Origin of the sequence: Natrinema sp. LN54 (assembly GCF_052439245.1) — an archaeon.
Taxonomy (GTDB): Archaea; Halobacteriota; Halobacteria; order Halobacteriales; family Natrialbaceae; genus Natrinema; species Natrinema versiforme_A.
Genome location: NZ_JBQVRP010000008.1, coordinates 40,483 through 56,236, shown reverse-complemented (window position 1 = coordinate 56,236; position 15,754 = coordinate 40,483). Strand labels below are relative to the sequence as shown.

Genomic DNA, 15,754 nt, shown 5'->3' with positions numbered 1-15,754 from the left:
ACAGCGTCTGTAGTCCCGGGTAGTCGGAAATATTTGTGGAGAGTTTGTCAACAGTGTTTGGGCAGATCCACAATTCAATATTCAGTCTCACCACAGATTCGCCAACAACAGGATTAGGCTGAAGGCTTCTCCAGGAGATCTTGGCTGATAACCCGTCAGATCAAGCCGTTTTCACGAGCGTTCTCCTGCAGCGAGTCTAGGTCCAATTCATCACTCATATGCAGGTTCTCAAGTGTCGATAGCGCGGCATCCAGTGGAACGTCAACCTCGTACTCGTAGTAGATCCCGCCGGCACGCCCCTCATTTTGCTTTGTCCGATCGAGAATCCCGAGCATCGAGAGTTCGGCGAGATGGTTATGGAACGCCCGGCCCCCGAGTGGATCGCGGTCTGTCGCTTCGGCAAGATCCTGGTACTGATCGTACAGCGTCTGTTTTTGCAGTGGGGCATCATCGGGTTCGGCGACCGTCGACGCGACGACCGCTAACAGTGTCAGATGCCCGTGAGAGGTTAGATCCTTCATTGACTCCTCGATGCGCTGTTTCTCGAGGAGTTGCTTCGCCTCGCGGACGTGTTCTTCGGTCACGGTGGCGTCGTTCTCCCGACGTGCGAGATCGCCGGCCTCGAGCAAGAGATCAAGCGCCTGTCGTGCACTGCCCTTGTCCTGTGCGGCAAAGGCCGCACACAGTGGGACGACATCCCCACTGAGGACGCCCTCTTCGAATGCGCGACCAGCTCGTTTTTCGAGGATGTTCTGGAGATCGTTGGCGTCGTAGGGCGGAAAATGGAGTTCACGCTCACACAGTGTGTCTTCAACTCGCGGGTCTAACTTCTCCCGGAATTTGAAGTCGTTGCTGATCCCAACGATTCCGACGCGGGAGTTCTCGATCTTGTCGTTACTCCGAGCGCGTGGGAGCTGGTAGAGAATCGAGTCGTCGTCACCGATGTAGTCGACCTCGTCGAGAACGATTAAGACCGTGCCACCGATCGAGTCAAGTTTCTCCCAGAGCATTTCGTAGACCGCATTCAGCGGATACCCGGTGCGACTGATTTGCTCAGCCGGATCGCGAAGCGTGTTCACGAGGGAAACGGCGACACGATAGCTACTGGTCAAATCCTCACAGTTGAGATAGACGGTCGTGATCTCGACATCGTCGTATTGTTTCGCGTCTTCCTCGAGATGGTGGAGGAGATACTTTGTCGCGGCTGTTTTCCCGACACCGGTCTTACCGTAGAGAAAGATATTTCGGGGCTGTGCGCCGTTGATGACCGGCTGGAGATAGTCCGTATACTGCTGGAGTTCGTTGCCCCGCTCATCGAGGGACTGAGGCTGATAGTCATCATGGAGGACATTCTCGTCCTCAAAGATTTCCTCACTCCGCTCGAAGAGTGCCATATCAGCGAATTGTAGTTCATCCACATAAAACCACGGCAGCAATCGTTACAATCGATTCAACCGTTACGATCGTTCTCTGAACACACCCACACCACCGTTGCAATCGTTTCTCCCCAGAAGAGTGGGGTGAGTCTCACTATAACTCACGAATCAGTTTTTGGATAGGCCTAGGTTTATACGATCTCCGTCACAATCAAACCCGCAGTGCAGGACGTTGCAGAACGATTGAATGGGTGGGTGGTTGAGCTATCGGTTGTTCTCGAGCAGTCTCTGTTTGATTGAACCTCTCGATTACGACCGCTACTATCCTTATCTCGTCTAAATCTGGTTTCTAAATCCATCCCTGTGTTGTCGATCTTTCAGGCTGGAACGATTGAATCAGTGGTGTGTCTCTCCCCTGTTCGTGAGAGAACGTCTGAAGTGGTGGTGTGTCTGGAGTTGTCCGGAAGGAACGATTGAACCGGTGGGGTGTCTGCACAATTCCATCCATTTTGCGACTTCTATGATATCCAATCGATACATCTCCAACGGCACTAACCACCTGATATGGTGCCTCTCATCCTGTTCTCACCACCCTTATAACCTGATAGAACACGGATTAGATATGTACGATTTAACTGGCTTCCAGCGTGACTTGCTGTATGCAATCGCCGGTCAGCGAGGTGATTCGCGCACGGGCGATATCCTCTACTGGCATTTTGGGCTGCCTGCTCGATAATCGGGTCAGTGACCCCGTCTCCGCCTTCATCGATCACCAAATCCAGTGCGTTCCGAAGGGTGACGATCGCTTTTCGGGCATCGCGCTCGCCGGCATCGAAGTGTCTATTTGCTCCGGGCCTGGACGCGTTCGAGATCCGCCCCGTGCCAGTCGGCCTGTAAGTAGGCCTCCCCGTCCACGAGGTCGCCGTCCGCGTCGGCAGCGTCGCTCAAGACGACGCGTCGGACTACGTTCGTGTCGTTATCCCAAGTCAACCGGTTCCTGAGTAGTCAGTTCGCCCGCGTGATGAAGTCTTTCTTGACATCGGCGGGGCGCTGGCTGATCCCGGCGATACCGAGGCCGTGCTTACGCCCGCGCTTCGAGATCTTGATCAGCATCTGGCTGACGTCGTCAAGGCCGCCACCCTCGGAGACGTACTCGTGAATCTCCTCGACAACCAGCAGGAACGACGTCTTGAGGTCCTTCTCCTGGACGAAAAGTTCGCGGGTCGTCTCCCGGATAAGCTCGTTCACGACGTCGTCCCCGAGGTAGCCCTCGTTGACGCACCAGCCACTCCACGCGAAGATATAGCCGTAATAGGTTTGTACAGTGTTCTGTTTGATCCCTCGGTCACCGGCGAGGTACCGGATACTCGCGGAACACGCGTTCGTCGAGGTTCTCAAAGGTGGATTCACGGCCGATATCGCCAGGAACGATCCCGGTCCAGTCGTTGTCACTGCGGTTGCCGGTGGCCTACTCGGCGAACCGCCTGAGTTCGCGTCCTGCGTTGCGTCGGTAGTTCTCGCCGTCGCCACCGCGGCCTTTTTCCTTATCCTGAAGGTACCGCTCGAATCTGTCGTCAAGTGGCGTCGAGAGTGCTGATCAGGCATCGGCGGCCCTCTATGACTCTGCGAGCACAACTAGATCAAGCAAGGTGCTGAATAGTCTTGAGTCCCCCCACTAGGACAAGAACCGTAGCTAACACAGCCACAAAATCCCCTATTCTACCGCCGAGAAGCCGGATTGGAATTGCAATTGCGGCTAAAGTCCCCACAATCTTCATCGCAGCCACCGCAATTTTCTCGGCCTCTTTTGTCGGAGAACTCATTCGTTTTCGAACACCGCCGTATTGTCCTCGCCCAGCTCGCTCGCTTCTATGTGCGAATACATCTCGGAGGTCGTCTTCGGGTCGGCGTGGCGAAGCGTCCGTTGGGCACGTTGCGCGCCGTGTTCCTTATACAGCGTCTCTCCGACGCCTCGCCGGGCACCATGCAGCGTTAGATACTCGCCGTCCTCGAGATCCAGTCCCGGCACTTCGGCCTCTTTCGAGAGACGTTTCAGCAGCGTCCGAGCACCAGAGGTACTCATCGACGGTGGTTCGATACTGTTCTCAAGGCAGAACTCCCACGGGTTACCATCCGGACGATCGTACTCCGACTCGTCGATCTGGTCGTACAGCGACGGTGGGTGTCGGGACGGAAAGACTGGCCATGACTCGACAGGCGGATCAACGACGGTTCGAAGCCGTCGCAGGGGTTCGATTGTCTGACCGGTGAGCCCGACCTCCTCGTTTGGATCCTGGCTCTTGCCGAAGACTTCGATCATACCGTTCTCGAGGTAGACGTCGTCCCACCGGAGGCCGTTTCGATCGTCGTGTCTCACGTCGGCCAGGACCTCCGACCCTCGAACGCCGGTATAGGCCAGCACGTAGATCAGCGCGCGGTCCCGTACCTCCTCGAAGGCGTCGGTCCCGCCAGCGGCGATCGCCTCACGAGCACGCTCGTTGACGTAGTCGGTGAGCGCCGCTCGCTGTTCGGGTTGCCAGAACTGTTGCTCGCTGCTACTCGTGTCGCCGTTCGGGAGCGGGTCTTTTGCCCGTTCTTTCTCTGCTGGGTTCTCCGGCAGGTACTCGACTTTCACAGCCCACGAGAGGAACGCCGAGACGTAGTTGTAGTAGGTACGGGCCGACGACTCTGCGATCCCTGTGTCACCCCGTGACCGCCGCTCGAGGTAGTTCGCATAGTGACGCATGGTCAACGGCGTCACGTCGGCCAGCGTCTCCTCGTCGCGGCCGTCAATCCACTCGTCGAGCCACTTCTCGAGGTTGTACTTGAGGTTGCTACTGTAATTCCCCTTCTGTTCTCGCAGGAACTCGTCTTTCGCGTCTTCGAGGGCAATTTCCCCGCCTGAGCCCCCAGAGTTGTGATCTGACATCGGCTCGGCTTACCAGAGGGCGCGGCCCCTAGTAAATCCACCGTACATTATTGGTCTAATGTGCTGTACGGTGTTGGTGTTGCCTCAGTTGTAGTTTCAGGCTGTGAGTGTACAGATATCAAGAGAATCGGGGTATTATGAGGTGTGGTAAACCAAATATCGATATACAGAATTTCTCTTTGGAAGTTGCCCACAGTTTCTGAGTATGGACTATTTTTGGGTTAGATCCTCGGCGTTTAGTACTCCTAGCCACCAATTAATAGCCTATTTCGGATGCTCTTTAACATAAGAGTCAGATAAGCATGAACAAATGCATGTATTTTGGCGCTGCTGAATAGGGTTGTCACTTCCAAACAGCGGACTCAGCGAGTGCTCGGCCGATCAATCAGGTGGAAGCAACGCTGAGACGACGATCTCGACACATTCGTCCGCGGTCAACACGGGCGTATAGTCCATTTCACCGTCAACACCAGTGACGAGTTCTCGAAATTCTTGATACCAGATTTATGCACGCACACCGACGCCGTCCGTGCGCTTGATCGCCGAGAAGGGGCCTCACATCGATCGCTGGCGGTAACGAGGCCCATTGACCATGCGCACAACGCGCGGGTCGATGGGCCGGAAGATTCAATGCTTGATCAGTGGTCTTATACCCTCGTTTCTGAGTTTTCGCGTAATTGCATCCAGTCGTAGCCTTTGGCGAGGCTGTGCAGATCACCTGTATTGCGGCAGGTGACCCGCCAGCCGAACTGTGTATCATGCGGTTTCCCGGTCGTACAGTGAACGTCGAGGACAGCTTGCATCGCCGTGTCAACGAGAGCGGTCGCTTTCAGTGTTTGAACGCGATAGTTTGTCCGGCGGTATAGTGCTTGCTGCGTTCTCACGGTGGAAAAATATGGCGTCGTGCCCAGCCACCAAATATGTAAATGTATCTAACGTCTTCCAATCCGACAATAGTGCTTATAGAACAATTCTACAGTCATTCAGTCATATGTGTGGAAGTCGACTTCTTGCTCGAGAAGTTCGTCGGGAATCCCGGGAACTTCATCGGAACGGACTGGACCCTGTTCCTCGATGACGTCGAGACTGCGGGGAAATTCACGTAGCGCGAAATGCAACGAAATACCAGCCTTCGCTCCTTCGCCCAATGCAATCGGGAGTTGATTGTGCCCAGGTGTCAGGTCTCCCACTGCATAGACGCGATCGACTGTTGTCTGCCCGTGATCATCGACGACGACCGTCCCATCATCATTGATATCACAGCCGAGGTTGCGGGCTAGACCGTTGTTGTACTCGGCACCGTACATGGCGAAGCCACCCTTGTACTCGCGAACCATGCCGTCTTCGAACTCGAGGGCTGCTAACCAACCGTCTTTGTCGTTTTGAACGCCAGTGATGTCCTCGTTAATGATATCGATCGGATGGTTCGAGAGCATCGTTGCTGTCTCGTCGCTCCATTCAGGGCTATCATTGCGTGTGAGCAGATCGACATCGTCGGTGAAGTTAAGCATGATCCCGGCTACGTGTGCAGCGCTCTCCCCATAACCCATGACGTAGACGGGTTCGTCGACGAACATGTAGGCATCACAGTGCAAGCAGTAGTGGAGTCCACGACCGGTTCGCGGTAGTGGCGGCTCTGGACGGACATCGTTGAATCCCGTCGCAAGGACGACGTATTCTGCGCGGTAGTCAGCATTATTCCCGCAGAGATGGATTGACCCATCCTCATTGGTATCACAGGAGACGAGTAGATCATTGTGGATATCGCATCCGTACTCTCGAAGTTGGTCTCTACTGACCGAGAGAAATTCGTTCCCAGATGTCTCCTCCGTGATACCCAGTAGATTGTGGACGTCTTGCATCATCGCTGCACGTCCACCGCCTCGGTCAACGACGGCCGTTCGATGACCGAGTCGCGTCGTATACAGCGCTGCGGTCATTCCAGCCGGACCGCCTCCGACGATGAGAGCTTCGTAATCGTGAACAGTTGAATCAGTAGCCATCGTCTCTTCGTCCGATATCGACACATAAAATGATGGTTCGAAATCGGCGTGATATTGTGGATACAGTGACAAAGACAGCGAGTGAGTTCTAGTTCTTGAATTCTATAGACTTACTGAGCAGCCGTTCCTAATCTAATAATTCATAGCACTTATATTTCAGCTACAGAGGCATCTCAAGTGCGGCCTCTTCTGTTCGCTCGAGCGTCTCGAGGTGCGCTTCGGCATCGAGTGCTGCCATGCTGCCGGTTCCGGCAGCGGTGACCGCCTGTTGATAGTGCGGATCAGCGACGTCGCCGGCGGCGAAGACGCCCTCGACCGCCGTCTCGGTCGTCGCGCGGCCGGCGTCGTCAGTACGGGTGCGGAGATAGCCGCTCTCGTCGCGGTCGACGGCGGTCCCCTCGAGGAATTCGGTGTTCGGTGTGTGGCCGATGGCGTAGAACACGCCGCCGACATCGACGGACTCTCGGTCGACGTCGACGCCGGTCGCGGCCTTCTTCGCGGGATAGCCGTCGGGATGCGAGACGAGCGTCGCGCTGGTGACGCCCTCCTCCTGCGAGCCGTGTATCGCCTCGAGTTCCGTGTTCCAGCGGAACTCGATGGTTTCGTTGTCGCGGGCGCGGTCGGCCATGATCTCGGAGGCGCGCAGTTCCTCGCGACGGTGAACGATTGTCACATTATTGGCGAACTTCGCGAGGAAGAGCGCCTCTTCCATCGCCGAATCGCCGCCGCCGATCACGAGGACGTCGTCACCGCGGTGGAATGCGCCGTCGCAGGTCGCACACGTGGAGAGCCCGTAGCCCATCAGTTCGTCTTCGTTCTCGGCGCCGACCCAGCGAGCGCTCGCGCCGCTCGCGACGATCAGCGCATGCGTTTGCAACGTGTCGCCGTTCGAGAGTTCGAGTTCGAACGGCCGCTCTGCGAGCATCGCGTTTTCGACAGTGCCGTGTGTGAATTCGGCGCCGAAGCGCTCGGCCTGGTCCTTGCCGTTTTGGATCAGCTCCATCCCGCCGACGCCCTCAGGGAAGCCGAGGTAGTTCTCGACATCGGTCGTCAGCGTCAGTTGGCCGCCCGGTTCGGGTCCCTCGATCACCAGCGGCTCGAGGTCGGCCCGCGCGGCATAGACGGCCGCGGAGGGGCCAGCGACGCCAGAACCGACGATCACTACGTTGCGAACATCCGTGGTCGTGTCTGTTTCCTTGTTCATTCGGTGTATCTCTCGATCAGGCTACGGAGTCGGTCTTCCGGCAGCGCGCCGGACTGCTGTTCGACCTGTTCGCCGTCCGCGAAGAGGGCCAGCGTCGGCACGCCGCGAACGCCGAACGAGCCCGCGAGTTGCTGGTGTTCGTCGACGTCGACCTTCGCGATCACGGCCTCGGTCGTGTCCGCGAGCTGCTCAAGGACGGGATTGAGCATCTGACAGGGGCCACACCAGTCGGCGTAGAAGTCCACGAGGACGACATCGTGCGCCGTCGTGACGTTCTCGAGGTGGCTTCTGCCGTCGATGTAGATCGGTTCGTCGAGCGATTCTCCGGAGGCATCGCGTGCATCAGTTGCCATCACCACTACGTATGGACTGATAGCATTTAAAGGTTTTGTGAGATTTGTACAATATAGAAACAGAGGGGCTTGGAGTATCCTCGTACAGCGCACATGGTGATGAACGGAAAAATAAGCGTAAAACGCCGGATAGGCAGCATTCAGGAGATTTCGGAGAGACATGGAGACGTTTTTGACGATCGAATCGTATCGGTCAGTTTTGCACATCTAACTAACAACCAGTTATTCGACAGAGTCGGTCGGCTCCCCTGAGGGACTCACGTCAAAGCGCACGAAATACCCGGCTCGCGTTCCGACGCGCACGTCGAACGCCAGTCCCCGCCGTTCGACACGGCGTCGTAGCCCTTCGAATCCGACGAAGTGCGGATCGGGGAGCGACTCGCCGACGACGAGTCGGCCGTCGGGTTTCAGGACTCGCTCGAGTTCGTCGAGGGCTCGCTCCTGGTCAGCAATCTCGCCGAGAACGAGGACCAGATACGCGGCGTCGAATGTGTCGTCCGGATACGGAAGCGAGCGCGCGTCGCCGCGGATCGGTTCGACGTTCGACTCACCTTTCTGTCGCATTCGCGTTCGGAGGTGTTCGACCATCTCCGATTGGACGTCCACAGCGTGCAGTGTCCCCGACGGTTCGATCGCTCGCGCAACCGTCCCCGTGTAGTAGCCCGTTCCCGGGCCGACCTCAAGAAAACGTTCACCGGGCCGGGGCTTCAGCACGTCGCGCAGCCTCGAGCGAGTGATGACCGGACGCGGGAGGCCGATCGCGTGGCGCTGGGCATACGGACACGGTGACGGGTTCGATCGCCACCGGAGGGCGTATCCGAGTCCGGCGAGCAGCGTAAGCCCGAGTAGGGCGGCGATCGCTCGTACGGTACGACGAGAAACCATGGTAGTCTCTTCACCACGGACGGACTACAGTCTTCCCCGAACTGACGCACGTACCGTAGGCTTGCTATTGCTACCTCAACTACGATCATTCTCGAAATCAGTCGTACAGTATGTCCTATACGCTTCATACACAAGTCGACGGCGAGTTTGACGACATCGTCGAGAAAACGATCGACGCCCTTGAGGACGAGGGGTTCGGCGTGCTCTGCGATATCGACGTCCGGGAAACGCTCAAGAAGAAACTCGACGAGGACTTCCGGTAGTATAGAATCCTGGGTGCGTGTAATCCGCAGTTGGCCCATCAAGGACTCGAGCACGATCTCGAACTCGGGACGTTGCTCCCGTGTAACGTCGTCGTGTACGACGATGACGACGGTGTCGTCGTTAGCGCGGTCGATCCGCAGCGTCTGATCGGTGTCGCCGAGAACGACGACCTCGACCCGATCGGCGACGCCGCGTTCGCTTATGGGACAGGGCGGTGTCCGTCGTACATGGTAGATTCGAACGACGACGAGTTCGATCCGACGGCGCCCGAACAGCGGGAGATCGGCCGCGAAATGGTCGACGAGAGTACGGGCCTCGGGTCGGTGATGGCCCACGCGTACCGGGGCGAGCTCGGACGGGTAGACACGTGGCGACAGCGCCTCGACCAGACGACGACGTGGGCGGTGACCGTGATGGCGGCGATCCTAACGTGGGCGTTCTCGAGTCCGGATAACCCCCACTACATCCTGCTTATCGGCATCGTGATCGTCACGGTCTTCCTCGGCATCGAGGCGCGACGGTACCGCGACTACGACGTCTTCCGGTCGCGCGTTCGGATTCTTCAGGAGAACCTGCTCGCGACCGCTCTCGATCCGTCCCAGGGGGTCGAACACGTCGACTGGCGAGCGGAATTGAGTCGGGACTACCGCGAGCCCACCGTGAAGGTACCGATGCGGGAAGCTCTCGCGAATCGCCTGCAGCGCGTGTATCTCGCACTGCTCGGCGTCCTCCTCGTCGCGTGGATCTTCAGAGTGACCGCGTTTGCGGGACGCGAAGACTGGATCGAAACCGCTGCGATCGCTCGAATCCAGGGTCCGATCGTGATCGCGGTCGTCGTCGTGTTCTACGTCGCGCTGCTCGCGATCGCGCTGTGGCCGCGAGAGCGCCAGGCGAAGGGAGAATTTCGCAAAGAGAACGGGGCAGGAGGCGACTGGAAAGAGTCCGATACGGAAGACGAGCCTCGAAATCGATGATCGACTGCAGGGAACCGATTCGAGCCCGCTGCGCGAACTAGGCCGCGCAGTTGTTCGGCCCTAACTCGAGTTCCGTCGCCTCGGACCCGTCCTCGGGCGGCTCCGGACCCGTGTTGATCTCGATCACGCGCTCGTAGTTCGGTGGCTTGTCGGGCGCATTCTCGACCAATCGGTCCACGAACTCGTCCTCGTCCAGTCCCAGCAGGTCGAGGTTGTCGCGGAGGTCACCTAGCTGAGCGCCGATCAGTTCGCCGGGCGAGCCCACCTCGTATCGGTTGTCCTCCGTGACCGACACATGGCCCGGAAGGATCCGCGTCTCATCCGGCAGCTCGAGGATGGTGTCGTGAATCGATTCGTATAGCAGTTCGGCGCCGCTTGCCGCGTCCTCGTTACCGAATTGAAGCTCCGTCCGGCCGACGGACTCGACGAACAGCGTGTCGCCCGTCAGCAGTGCCTCGTCGTCGATGAGGTAGTTGACCATCTCGGACGTGTGTCCCGGCGTGTGGAGCGCTCCGATCTCGATCTCGCCGAGTTCGATCGTCTCGCCGTCGGTGAGCGGTTCGTAGTCATACTCGACGCCCCGGTCGCTCGCATGTTCTCCGAGGTGGTAGGGTACGTCGAGTTCGTCCGCGAGCTTCGGTCCACCCGAAATGTGGTCGGCGTGGACGTGGGTATCGAGGACGCGCTCGATCGTCAGCCCGGCCTCCTCGGCGACGATCTTGAACTGGTCCGTCTGACGGGTCGCATCGACGACGACGGCCGACTCGGCGTCCCTCGAGCCGACGATATAGCCGAGACAGCCCTTCGCCCGCCGCTGCAACTGGACGATAACGAGGTCGTCGTTTTCGGTCTCGACGGGAACGACCTCGTAGACCTTGCTCCAATCCTCCATGCCGCCTTTTACGACGGACACGTCGTCGTACCCATGTTGCTCGAGTTCGAAGCTGAACGGCGTCGAGGTTAGTCCCTTTCCGCAGATCGCGACAATCGGGTCGCCGTCTCTCATCTCTTCGACGCGCTCGCGCGTCTCGTCGGTGAACTCGTCACTCGGGCCGAACGGAACATTCTCGGCGGCGTGAATTCGCCAGCCCTTGTAACTATCCTCGGGACGCGTATCGATGAGCGTGAACGACTCGTCTGCATCGATCAACTCTGCGAGCCGTTCGGGGGTGATTTGGTTTACCATTGGAATCACCTTACAATACTAGTTGGTGCGAGACTACCGATAGTTCTCATCCCTGCAAAGGCACGGCGAGAGGAATTGCGAAAGCGAAAGATCGCCTGCAATCGGTGTCCTACCACTCCTGTTCCAGTTCGTCGAGTAGCCGGTCAATGTCGCCGGCGGTGTTGACCGCGTGAACGGACGCTCGAACGCCGTCTGGATACGGGAGTGCGCGGACGACGATCCCGTCGGTAGCCAGTCGCTTGACCGTCGCCTCCGGATCGTCGACGTCGATCGTCACGAGTCCCGATTCCGGTGGCGATGGACTGAGCAGGCGGTCGTCGGGGACCCCGTCGGCCAGCCGCCCAGCGAGGCGGTGGACACGGTCCGCGATCCGGTCGATCCCAACGTCGTCAATCACGTCGATTGCTTCCCGAAGCGCGACGTGGGGTGCCGGGTTCGCTGACCCGACTTCGAACCGACGTGCGCCGGTCGCGTACTCGTAGGGATCGGCGGACGGCGTCTCGACGCTTCGATAGCCAACCGTCCGTGGCTTGAGATCCTCGGCCACGTCGTAGTCGACATAGAGGAAGCCGCCGCCCCATAGACCGAGTAGCCACTTGTGGCCGGCAGCGGCGATCGCATCGGCACCCCACTCCACGACGTTCATCGGCAACTGCCCGGGGACCTGCACGGCGTCAACGAGCGCGAGCGCGCCGGCGTCGTGGGCAATATCGACCAATTCTGTCACTGGCAGCCGCGTTCCATGGGTCCACGTGACCGCGCTGAAGCAGACGACTCTGGCGTCGTCGACGGCCTCGGCGAATCGCTCGAGATCGACGCGACTCGCTCTCGAGTGCGGTCGAACGCTCGAAACGCCGTGTCGTAGGGGTGGTCCTCGACCGGCGACTCGAACTCGTGTTCGCGGACGAACTCGTCGGCAGCGTCGACGACATATTTCGGACTAGGACCGTGAGCGCCGAAGTTGAGATAGTTCCCCTTCTGTAAGGCGGGGATATCCGCCCTGAGTTCGGTCGGCGTCATCGGTGTGCTCGGCTTCATACCTGTTCCTACGGAATTAGCCGGTAATAATATTGGGGATACTATAAAATACTGACTGCGCGTATACCATCGCGTTCCCGACGAGCACGTCGACGATCGTGTGCTCGTCGACCGCCTGAACGGTGTCCGTTTCGAGCGCGAACTCCACTGACGGAACGCCGGCGTTGCGATCAGTGCGTAATCGTTTCAGTGGCTCTCTGTTTCACGCCTCGCAGTCCGAACAATGTGTCCGAAACCGCAGGAGAGCGCCGATCACACCGAGTGTAACGAGAGTGACCGCTAACTGGACGTACCCGCTGGTCGCGTTTCCAGTCGCAGCACCGCCGGCGACGGCAGCGGTGCCACCGACCACGAGGCCGCCGGTTCCGAGACAACAGAGGCTCGCGAATCCCGCGAGACCCAGGAGCGACCGACGGGAGGCCGAGTCGGAGTCCATAAGTCCATTTTCGATCAGATACCGGTAAATGTATTGTGACGTTTTCCACCTAGCGGACGGCCCAGCGTTTCAGGACGGACGAATCGTGATTCTGCCGGTCCCGGTAGCTCCCACCGAAGCGTCGATCGCGTTTCCGGTGACTCGTCGTTCACCCGGCGACGCCGGGAGACTACGATGGTCGAAAGTCACTTGTATTGAAAACCCAATATTCTACACAATGGTACTACCCATCGACCCGAGTCAGATCGATCCGGACGACATCGGTTCGAAACAGACGACCCTCGAGATGGACCACGAGGCGGCGATCGAACACGTCCGCGAGGTGTTCACCGACGCCGGGTTTGGGGTTCCGGTCGAGTTCTCCCCGTCGGACATGCTCAACGAGAAGGTCGACGCCGACCGCGATCCCTACTACATCCTCGGGGCGTGTAATCCGGCGGTTGCCGACCGCGCGCTCGAGGCGACCGACGGGAAGATGGGCGGACTCTTCCCGTGTAACGTCGTCGTCTGGGAGGAAGAACCCGGTCAACAGCGCGTCTACCACGTCTCGATCATGCGAATCGCGCGGCTCGTCGGAATGGCTCCGGACGACGACGAGATGGCTGACATCGTGGCGGAAACGGGCGAACTGGTCGATACCGCGTTCGAGAATCTGTAACCATGGGATACCACACGTTCGACGCCGAGCGAGCGGACAAGTTAGAGGTGGCCGGACGGCGCTATCGGTTCGTCTCGGCCGAGGAACTGCTGTGGGCGCTCTCGCTCTCGTCGGACGAGACCGTCGCTGACCTCGGGAGCGGGACCGGTTTCTTCACCGACGACGTCGCGCCCCACGCCGGCGAGGTCTACGCGGTCGACGTCCAAGAGGCGATGCACGAGTACTACCGGGAGAAGGGTGTCCCGGCGAACGTCGACCTCGTGACCAGCGACGTGATCAAGTTGCCGTTCGACGACGGCGACGTCGACGCCGCGTTTTCGACGATGACCTATCACGAGTTCGCGAGCGACGAATCGCTGGCCGAGGTTCGGCGAGTTCTCGCCCCCGACGGCCGCCTCGTAATCGTCGACTGGGCGGCGACCGGCTCCGGCGAGGACGGTCCGCCGGTCGACGAGCGCTATAGCGCCGACGAGGCGACAGCAGCCCTCCGCGAGGCTAGGTTCGAAATCGAACACACGGCCGTCCGCCCGGAGACATTTCTGGTGATCGCGACGCTTGAGTGAACCGGCCGTTCACATGAGTTCGGGTTCGCCGTCGAAACGGCACTGCCGGTGTCACGCGGTTTCGATCCGTTGGTCGCCCGTTTCGAATCGGTCTCGATCTGGTCCTCGAGTTCCGGCCGTCGGTCTTCGAGACATGACTCGAGGGCGTCCGCATCGACGGTGTCGACCAAACGGGTGTACCCGAGGAACTCCACGTCGACATCACCGACGGACAACTTCACTGCTATTTTCGTGGATCGGCGGTAGTAACCGGTGAACGGCTCTCACCTGTGGCCCGCGCTACCGGCTAGAAAGTAGTATTGTCTATTTTCCACAAAACACTGAAATACGTCCGCACCCTACTACCAGTGATGACTGAGACAACGCCCTTGGAGCCGACCGACGACGGCCGCCCGGCTGAAAAACCCGTCCAGTTGAACGACGTTGCCGACTACGACGAACTGCTCGCGACACACGACCTCGTCTTGCTCGAGTTCGTCACGTCCGGCTGTGGCATCTGCGCGTCGATGGAGCCGGTACTCGGCGCGGTCGCACGCAGCGCACCGGGAATCGTAGCGACGGTCAACGCCGGCCTCGTTCCCGATCTCGCCGCCGAGTTCGGCATCCAGAGCGTCCCGACTCTCGTCGTCCTGCGTGACGGTGAGGAGGTCGCCCGCCTCGACGACGGCTTCCAGCAGGCCGAACCGCTCGTCGATACGCTCGAGACACACGCAGTGCAGTAACGCAGTCCAAGGGAAAGAGATCCGATTATTCGGTAGAACGCGTTTCAGCAGTAGTGATATTCCATCAATCGCTGAACAGAAACCTTCCGTAAAGGACGCGAACACCACTTCATGAGCAGCCAACCGGATACCGCATCCGATCGGACGCAGAAGGCGGTGACTCGACGCGCTCTCGTCTCGGCAGGAGTGTTCGGATTCGGCTTCAGCGGTTTAATCGACGTTATCGTTCTGCATCAGATCCTTCAGTGGCATCATCTCGTCTCTGGCCTTTATCCGATGTACACGTTGGACGGTCTCGAGATGAATATCCTCGCAGACGGGTTGTTCTCGCTCGGAATGCTGATCATTATGGGAATCGGGGCGGGCCTCGTCTGGCGGTCGGAGCGACGAACTACCGTCCCGTTAGCCGTGCGACCGCTGGCCGGTGCTGCTCTGATCGGTCTTGGTGTGTTCGACGTATATGACGCCCTCATTGATCACGCCCTCTTGGGACTTCATCGACCCGTGGGCCCTGGCGGTCAACCCCTGTCTCCGGGAGGGCAATACAATCCCCACTGGATAGCCGTCAGCCTCCTCTTCGTCGCCGCGGGATATTACGTCTATAGAACGGGGATACAGAACCGTAGCGGCAACTCAGACGATCAGACGTAAACGATCCATCTACGGCTGCTCACCTATGATAACGGTAACTCTCCAACTCCTATCGAAAGCCGGCCTCCTCCTCCAAAGGAGTCCGTTACATGGTCCTCCGCAAGCGCCACCGACACCGGTCCCACACTGGGTAGTGCTACTTGTCATCGTCCCGGCTCTCTGGGTCATTATCGGTGGTATCGTCATCCTCATCGATCGAGTTTTGCAACGGATCTAAAAATCCGGCACGTAGATCGAGCGATTCTCGGCCTCGAACAACGGGTGACGATTTGACGTCCGCCACCCGGATCAGTGTGCCGTCCTCGAGCGGCATGATGATCTCGAGGTTACCGTGACCGCTTCGTGCACAGCACGTCGACTTCGCCCGCGAGACAGCGGCCAGCTGAGACGTGGTCAGCGCGGACGTGAGTGTCTTCGACGCCGACGATCTCCGTCGCGCTGGTCAGTCGCGTTCGGGTACTAATCGACGTATTGATTCGGTTTGATGACGATCCCCTCATCGCCGTCGTGGA

Annotated in this window: 16 protein-coding genes and 6 pseudogenes; 6 read left to right on the top strand and 16 right to left on the bottom strand. The window is 58.9% G+C overall.

Annotated elements, in window-relative coordinates:
• Positions 1–155 precede the first annotated feature (155 nt).
• From ACT4ML_RS19705 to ACT4ML_RS19660, 10 genes and pseudogenes are all read right to left on the bottom strand, one after another.
• Positions 156–1,394, bottom strand: coding sequence for an orc1/cdc6 family replication initiation protein (locus tag ACT4ML_RS19705; RefSeq protein WP_444722379.1), 1,239 nt, complete (start codon positions 1,392–1,394; stop codon positions 156–158).
• An 806-nt stretch (positions 1,395–2,200) separates the two neighbouring features.
• A pseudogene (locus ACT4ML_RS19700) lies at positions 2,201–2,645 on the bottom strand (hypothetical protein); the annotation flags it as partial.
• Positions 2,637–2,970: pseudogene (locus ACT4ML_RS19695) on the bottom strand (phage integrase SAM-like domain-containing protein); the annotation flags it as partial. The pseudogenes ACT4ML_RS19700 and ACT4ML_RS19695, both read right to left, overlap by 9 nt.
• Positions 2,971–3,016: 46 nt before the next feature.
• Positions 3,017–3,199, bottom strand: coding sequence for a hypothetical protein (locus tag ACT4ML_RS19690; RefSeq protein ID WP_444722378.1), 183 nt, complete (start codon positions 3,197–3,199; stop codon positions 3,017–3,019).
• Positions 3,196–4,305: a tyrosine-type recombinase/integrase gene (locus tag ACT4ML_RS19685; RefSeq protein WP_444722377.1), complete on the bottom strand. Its 1,110-nt coding sequence runs from the start codon at positions 4,303–4,305 to the stop codon at positions 3,196–3,198. Before ACT4ML_RS19685 ends, ACT4ML_RS19690 begins: the two co-directional genes overlap by 4 nt.
• A 507-nt stretch (positions 4,306–4,812) precedes the next feature.
• Positions 4,813–5,217: pseudogene (locus tag ACT4ML_RS19680) on the bottom strand (transposase); the annotation flags it as partial.
• Positions 5,218–5,288: 71 nt separating this feature from the next.
• On the bottom strand, positions 5,289–6,308 hold the full coding sequence (locus ACT4ML_RS19675; RefSeq protein ID WP_444722376.1) for an NAD(P)/FAD-dependent oxidoreductase: 1,020 nt from the start codon (positions 6,306–6,308) through the stop codon (positions 5,289–5,291).
• Positions 6,309–6,468: 160 nt separating this feature from the next.
• Complete coding sequence (locus ACT4ML_RS19670) at positions 6,469–7,512, bottom strand: NAD(P)/FAD-dependent oxidoreductase (protein ID WP_444722375.1); 1,044 nt, start codon at positions 7,510–7,512, stop codon at positions 6,469–6,471.
• Positions 7,509–7,865, bottom strand: coding sequence for a thioredoxin (trxA, locus tag ACT4ML_RS19665; RefSeq protein ID WP_444722374.1), 357 nt, complete (start codon positions 7,863–7,865; stop codon positions 7,509–7,511). The genes ACT4ML_RS19670 and trxA overlap by 4 nt, the downstream gene beginning before the upstream one ends.
• A gap of 222 nt (positions 7,866–8,087) precedes the next feature.
• Entirely contained in the window at positions 8,088–8,750 is a 663-nt protein-coding gene (locus ACT4ML_RS19660; protein ID WP_444722373.1) for a class I SAM-dependent methyltransferase, read from the bottom strand.
• Positions 8,751–8,860: 110 nt separating this feature from the next.
• On the opposite strand from ACT4ML_RS19660, the pseudogene ACT4ML_RS19655 reads away from it, so the two are divergent.
• Both ACT4ML_RS19655 and ACT4ML_RS19650 read left to right on the top strand, forming a co-directional pair.
• Positions 8,861–9,211: pseudogene (locus tag ACT4ML_RS19655) on the top strand (DUF302 domain-containing protein); the annotation flags it as partial.
• 30 nt (positions 9,212–9,241) lie between these two features.
• Positions 9,242–9,988, top strand: a complete 747-nt coding sequence (locus ACT4ML_RS19650) for a DUF2270 domain-containing protein (protein ID WP_444722453.1) — start codon at positions 9,242–9,244, stop codon at positions 9,986–9,988.
• Between the two features lie 37 nt (positions 9,989–10,025).
• Here ACT4ML_RS19650 and ACT4ML_RS19645 read toward each other — a convergent pair whose 3' ends face one another.
• From ACT4ML_RS19645 to ACT4ML_RS19630, 4 genes and pseudogenes are all read right to left on the bottom strand, one after another.
• Positions 10,026–11,174, bottom strand: coding sequence for an MBL fold metallo-hydrolase (locus ACT4ML_RS19645; RefSeq protein WP_444722372.1), 1,149 nt, complete (start codon positions 11,172–11,174; stop codon positions 10,026–10,028).
• Between the two features lie 109 nt (positions 11,175–11,283).
• Positions 11,284–12,212 (bottom strand): annotated as a pseudogene (locus ACT4ML_RS19640) (aminotransferase class V-fold PLP-dependent enzyme).
• A gap of 16 nt (positions 12,213–12,228) precedes the next feature.
• Positions 12,229–12,360, bottom strand: a complete 132-nt coding sequence (locus tag ACT4ML_RS19635; RefSeq protein WP_444722371.1) for a hypothetical protein — start codon at positions 12,358–12,360, stop codon at positions 12,229–12,231.
• A gap of 54 nt (positions 12,361–12,414) precedes the next feature.
• On the bottom strand, positions 12,415–12,648 hold the full coding sequence (locus ACT4ML_RS19630; RefSeq protein ID WP_444722370.1) for a hypothetical protein: 234 nt from the start codon (positions 12,646–12,648) through the stop codon (positions 12,415–12,417).
• Positions 12,649–12,865: 217 nt separating this feature from the next.
• Here ACT4ML_RS19630 and ACT4ML_RS19625 point away from each other — a divergent pair, with 217 nt between their 5' ends.
• Together ACT4ML_RS19625 and ACT4ML_RS19620 are read left to right on the top strand one after the other, a co-directional pair.
• Positions 12,866–13,306, top strand: coding sequence for a DUF302 domain-containing protein (locus ACT4ML_RS19625; RefSeq protein ID WP_444722369.1), 441 nt, complete (start codon positions 12,866–12,868; stop codon positions 13,304–13,306).
• 2 nt (positions 13,307–13,308) lie between these two features.
• Positions 13,309–13,869, top strand: a complete 561-nt coding sequence (locus ACT4ML_RS19620; RefSeq protein WP_444722368.1) for a class I SAM-dependent methyltransferase — start codon at positions 13,309–13,311, stop codon at positions 13,867–13,869.
• A 71-nt stretch (positions 13,870–13,940) separates the two neighbouring features.
• Here ACT4ML_RS19620 and ACT4ML_RS19615 read toward each other — a convergent pair.
• Positions 13,941–14,054 (bottom strand): annotated as a pseudogene (locus ACT4ML_RS19615) (disulfide bond formation protein DsbA); the annotation flags it as partial.
• Between the two features lie 165 nt (positions 14,055–14,219).
• Here ACT4ML_RS19615 and ACT4ML_RS19610 point away from each other — a divergent pair.
• Positions 14,220–14,591: a thioredoxin family protein gene (locus tag ACT4ML_RS19610; RefSeq protein ID WP_444722367.1), complete on the top strand. Its 372-nt coding sequence runs from the start codon at positions 14,220–14,222 to the stop codon at positions 14,589–14,591.
• 111 nt (positions 14,592–14,702) lie between these two features.
• The gene (locus tag ACT4ML_RS19605) at positions 14,703–15,242 is read left to right on the top strand and encodes a DUF2243 domain-containing protein (RefSeq protein ID WP_444722366.1); all 540 of its coding nucleotides are present in this window, start codon (positions 14,703–14,705) and stop codon (positions 15,240–15,242) included.
• A gap of 136 nt (positions 15,243–15,378) precedes the next feature.
• Here the strand turns inward: ACT4ML_RS19605 and ACT4ML_RS19600 are convergent, their stop codons facing one another.
• Positions 15,379–15,555, bottom strand: a complete 177-nt coding sequence (locus ACT4ML_RS19600) for a hypothetical protein (protein WP_444722365.1) — start codon at positions 15,553–15,555, stop codon at positions 15,379–15,381.
• Between the last annotated feature and the right edge of the window lie 199 nt (positions 15,556–15,754).

Coding starts and splice junctions, on each gene's coding strand:
- ACT4ML_RS19610 (WP_444722367.1), top strand. CDS start 14,220: ATGACTGAGACAACGCCCTTGGAGCCGACCGACGACGGCCGCCCGGCT.
- ACT4ML_RS19645 (WP_444722372.1), bottom strand. CDS start 11,174: ATGGTAAACCAAATCACCCCCGAACGGCTCGCAGAGTTGATCGATGCA.
- ACT4ML_RS19690 (WP_444722378.1), bottom strand. CDS start 3,199: ATGAGTTCTCCGACAAAAGAGGCCGAGAAAATTGCGGTGGCTGCGATG.
- ACT4ML_RS19705 (WP_444722379.1), bottom strand. CDS start 1,394: ATGGCACTCTTCGAGCGGAGTGAGGAAATCTTTGAGGACGAGAATGTC.
- ACT4ML_RS19660 (WP_444722373.1), bottom strand. CDS start 8,750: ATGGTTTCTCGTCGTACCGTACGAGCGATCGCCGCCCTACTCGGGCTT.
- ACT4ML_RS19620 (WP_444722368.1), top strand. CDS start 13,309: ATGGGATACCACACGTTCGACGCCGAGCGAGCGGACAAGTTAGAGGTG.
- ACT4ML_RS19625 (WP_444722369.1), top strand. CDS start 12,866: ATGGTACTACCCATCGACCCGAGTCAGATCGATCCGGACGACATCGGT.
- trxA (WP_444722374.1), bottom strand. CDS start 7,865: ATGGCAACTGATGCACGCGATGCCTCCGGAGAATCGCTCGACGAACCG.
- ACT4ML_RS19600 (WP_444722365.1), bottom strand. CDS start 15,555: ATGCCGCTCGAGGACGGCACACTGATCCGGGTGGCGGACGTCAAATCG.
- ACT4ML_RS19670 (WP_444722375.1), bottom strand. CDS start 7,512: ATGAACAAGGAAACAGACACGACCACGGATGTTCGCAACGTAGTGATC.
- ACT4ML_RS19675 (WP_444722376.1), bottom strand. CDS start 6,308: ATGGCTACTGATTCAACTGTTCACGATTACGAAGCTCTCATCGTCGGA.
- ACT4ML_RS19630 (WP_444722370.1), bottom strand. CDS start 12,648: ATGGACTCCGACTCGGCCTCCCGTCGGTCGCTCCTGGGTCTCGCGGGA.
- ACT4ML_RS19685 (WP_444722377.1), bottom strand. CDS start 4,305: ATGTCAGATCACAACTCTGGGGGCTCAGGCGGGGAAATTGCCCTCGAA.
- ACT4ML_RS19650 (WP_444722453.1), top strand. CDS start 9,242: ATGGTAGATTCGAACGACGACGAGTTCGATCCGACGGCGCCCGAACAG.
- ACT4ML_RS19605 (WP_444722366.1), top strand. CDS start 14,703: ATGAGCAGCCAACCGGATACCGCATCCGATCGGACGCAGAAGGCGGTG.